Source organism: Coleofasciculus sp. LEGE 07092, from assembly GCF_015207375.1.
GTDB lineage: Bacteria > Cyanobacteriota > Cyanobacteriia > Cyanobacteriales > Coleofasciculaceae > LEGE-07092.
Map to the genome: position 1 here is coordinate 1 of NZ_JADEWY010000250.1, position 3,113 is coordinate 3,113.

A 3,113-nucleotide genomic window follows, 5' to 3' on the forward strand; every position below is an offset into this window, starting at 1 on the left:
TCCCCCAACCAACCCTAACACTACACCGATAATCAGCCCTAACCCCACCGCAACCAAGCCGATAAATAAAGAAGTCCGCAACCCGTACCAGACTAAATCGAGGATATCTCGTCCCAAACCATCCGTGCCAAACCAATGGTCAAGACTGGGAGGTTTCAAACGCGCCGCATAGTTTCGGTCAGTTGCAGGGTCGTAAGGATTGAGAATGGGTGCTAGTATCGCCATTAAGATAATGGTGATGGTTATTCCCAGACCGATTTTACCAGACGTTGATTGCCAAAATCGTTGGATGGCTTTGCTCTCAAAGAGTTTTATCATGGGTTATCAGCGGGATTTGAAGCCCACTTTATATGGCAACGGATTATGTAGCGGACGAGTGCGGATGGGCTATCGGTAAATTCAATAACTTATCCGTTACATCCGTTACCCCATCCGCTGCTAACAATCGTCTCATTTCCTGAAAGCGATCGCATAGCATCTGTTAGGTTTATTGAAAACTACAAGGGTAAATATTGGACTCGGTTAACAAACTCTTCAAGTTCGCCAGCTTTGGCAATGATTTCTAAGTCCCGGATACAATCCCCAATGGAAACGAACAATTGAGAAGCATAGATGATACCCGTAAAATTAACTCCCTGCTCTTGACGGCGACTAGCTTCTGCTAGAAAATCTTCGTCTTGTGAGAACAAAAGACGCTGAAGTTCAGTAGCACGGTCAAGTATTGTTGGATCAGGGAAGCTAGTATATCCATCTTCTTGAACGGTTAGGACATCTATACCCCGCAAGCGCAATCCAGTTGTAATGGCTCGGTGTATGTGTTCATCCATGTAGAAAGCTAGACTCATTTAAGCAGTCCTTGCGCCCGCAGTCTAGCAACAAAAGGAGATTCGCCTGCTTCCTGACGCATCTTTTCGGCATACTCCTCTCGTCGCTGGATATCTGCATCAAGTTCTTCTTTGTTATCCCAGTAATAGGTTAATGCTCCATGAATTTGGCTCATGCTTAAGTAAGGATGTTGAAAGTAGAATTCTTCAGGACTCCATCCATAAGCTCTTTGAGCCATAACGACTTCAACAACTTTCAGGGTAGTCCCGGCAACCGTTGGGACATTGCGCTCATCTAGTTCTACATATTTATACTCAGTTTGTGTGTGTGTCATGGTTCTTTTTGATGCCATCATTATTAATTATCAGCTTAGATGAGGCTTATGTGACGAGTAGAGCGATCGCTCGTTAGTGCAGTTGCTATTGGCACGATAATAATAGCGGATGGGTTATCGGTAACTCCAATAACTTATCCGTTACATCCGTTACCCCATCCGCTGCCAAATTTATATCGCAATTAATCAGTACTGACTCCCTGATTTGCGATGATGCACTGCTGTCATCCCCGTCGATTGCAACACTTTACCATTGTCCACTACAGCATAAATTAACCAATGGTCGCCGCAGTCCATTCGACTCTTGACTGTACATTCCACATAAGCAAGGGCGTCTTTGATAATCGGACAGCCATTTTCCGCGTCTTCTGTATCCAAACCTGCAAAACGGTCTTCTCCTGGGGCAAAAGATTGGAGGAAGTGCCGTCTAACGTTCATGCCTTCCTTTAAAATATTCAGCACGAATTGATCGCCGATATGGGTGAGAGATTCTACCGCCCAATCTTTCGCTACCGCTATCGTCAAACCAGGGGGATTAAAACTCGCTTGTGTTACCCAAGAGGCTAATACACCACTGCTAACATTACCCCGCTTTGCGGCTAACACGCACAATGAACCGACAATTCGCCCTACAGCTTGGGCGGTACGGTCAATTTGGGCGCTACTAACCGCTTGTTTGGGTGCGCGAAATTTCTTCGATTTTTTCAGGGTCTGAGCAAATTCTATCCCGACTTCTTTGCAATATTGAATCGTCTCATCATCGGGTTTAAACTTAACCCGAATCGGTTCAAACCCTAAGCGATAGCCAGCATCTTGGAGTTTGCTTTCAATTTCATCAACCGCTTCCCCACTCCAGCCATAGGAACCGAAGACTCCAGCTAGTTTAGTTTTAGCCGCAGTCGATAGGATAATTCCCAATGCTGTTTGCACTTGAGTTGGCATATGTCCTCCGAGGGTGGGAGAACCAATGAGAAAGCCATCGCAGCGTTGAATAGCGGCTTCAATTTCTGCTGAGTCGGCAAATTCGCAGTTAATGGATTCTACAGCAATGCCCGTTTTAGTCATGCCTTTCGCGATCGCTTGCGCTAAAGTTGCCGTATTTCCATAGGCTGATGCATAAATTAACGCAACTGTCAAGTCCTGCTCAGTCTGCTGCTGACCCCATTGCCGATAGTCGTGGATAAATCGGCTGAGGCTGTAGCGGACAATGGGACCGTGACCGGGGGCGTACATTTTGGCGGAGAAGGGTGCCAATTTGTCGAGTGCCGTTTCTACCTGTCGAGATTGTGCTGCATGGAGACAATCATAGTAATAGCGGCGGTCTTCGTCTAGGCGTTTCCAGTTTTCATCCCAGATTTCATCGCCGCAGACATGGGCACCAAAGAGTTTATCGGTAAATAAAATACGAGTTTGGGGGTCGTAGGTACACAGCCCATCGGGCCAGCGTGGGGTGGGAATGGGGATAAATTGCAGGTGATGACCTCTACCTAAGTCTAAGGTTTCGTCTCCCCTTGGCACCCAGATGTTAAATTGGTGTTCCCTTAAAGCATTTTGCAACGCCACCGCACCAGGTTTAGAACAAACAAAGGTAATATGGGGGGCTAACTCTAATAAGGCTTTGAGAGTCACCATCCGGTTGGGGTTAACGTGACCTAAAATTACATAGTCCAATTGCTGCACATTTACACATTGCTGCAATTGATTCAGGAAAATTTCGGTAAACGATTCACCAGGCGGGTCGATGAGTGCGGTTTTATCGGCTTGAATCAGATAGGAATTCGCAGTTGTGCCGCGTTGCAGGGAGTATTCTACTTCAAATTTGAGTCTATCCCAAGTGCGCGATCGCAAAATGGTTGTATCGGCAGTACCAAGGGCAGCAACTTGAACGTCACGAGGTTTAACGTCTGATAGGGTTTTCATGGGTACAGTCCTCCAGAATGAATAAGTGAATCTA

At 46.3% G+C, this 3,113-nt stretch carries 3 protein-coding genes and 1 pseudogene; all 4 read right to left on the reverse strand.

Features of this window, described 5'->3' with window-relative positions; all coding sequences use genetic code 11:
• Positions 1–318 (reverse strand): annotated as a pseudogene (locus IQ257_RS29175) (ABC transporter permease); the annotation flags it as partial.
• A 179-nt stretch (positions 319–497) separates the two neighbouring features.
• The gene (locus IQ257_RS29180) at positions 498–845 is read right to left on the reverse strand and encodes a DUF5615 family PIN-like protein (protein WP_193882523.1); all 348 of its coding nucleotides are present in this window, start codon (positions 843–845) and stop codon (positions 498–500) included.
• Entirely contained in the window at positions 842–1,159 is a 318-nt protein-coding gene (locus IQ257_RS29185; RefSeq protein ID WP_193882526.1) for a DUF433 domain-containing protein, read from the reverse strand. Before IQ257_RS29185 ends, IQ257_RS29180 begins: the two co-directional genes overlap by 4 nt.
• 186 nt (positions 1,160–1,345) lie before the next feature.
• The gene (locus IQ257_RS29190) at positions 1,346–3,079 is read right to left on the reverse strand and encodes a diflavin flavoprotein (RefSeq protein ID WP_193933481.1); all 1,734 of its coding nucleotides are present in this window, start codon (positions 3,077–3,079) and stop codon (positions 1,346–1,348) included.
• Positions 3,080–3,113 lie beyond the last annotated feature (34 nt).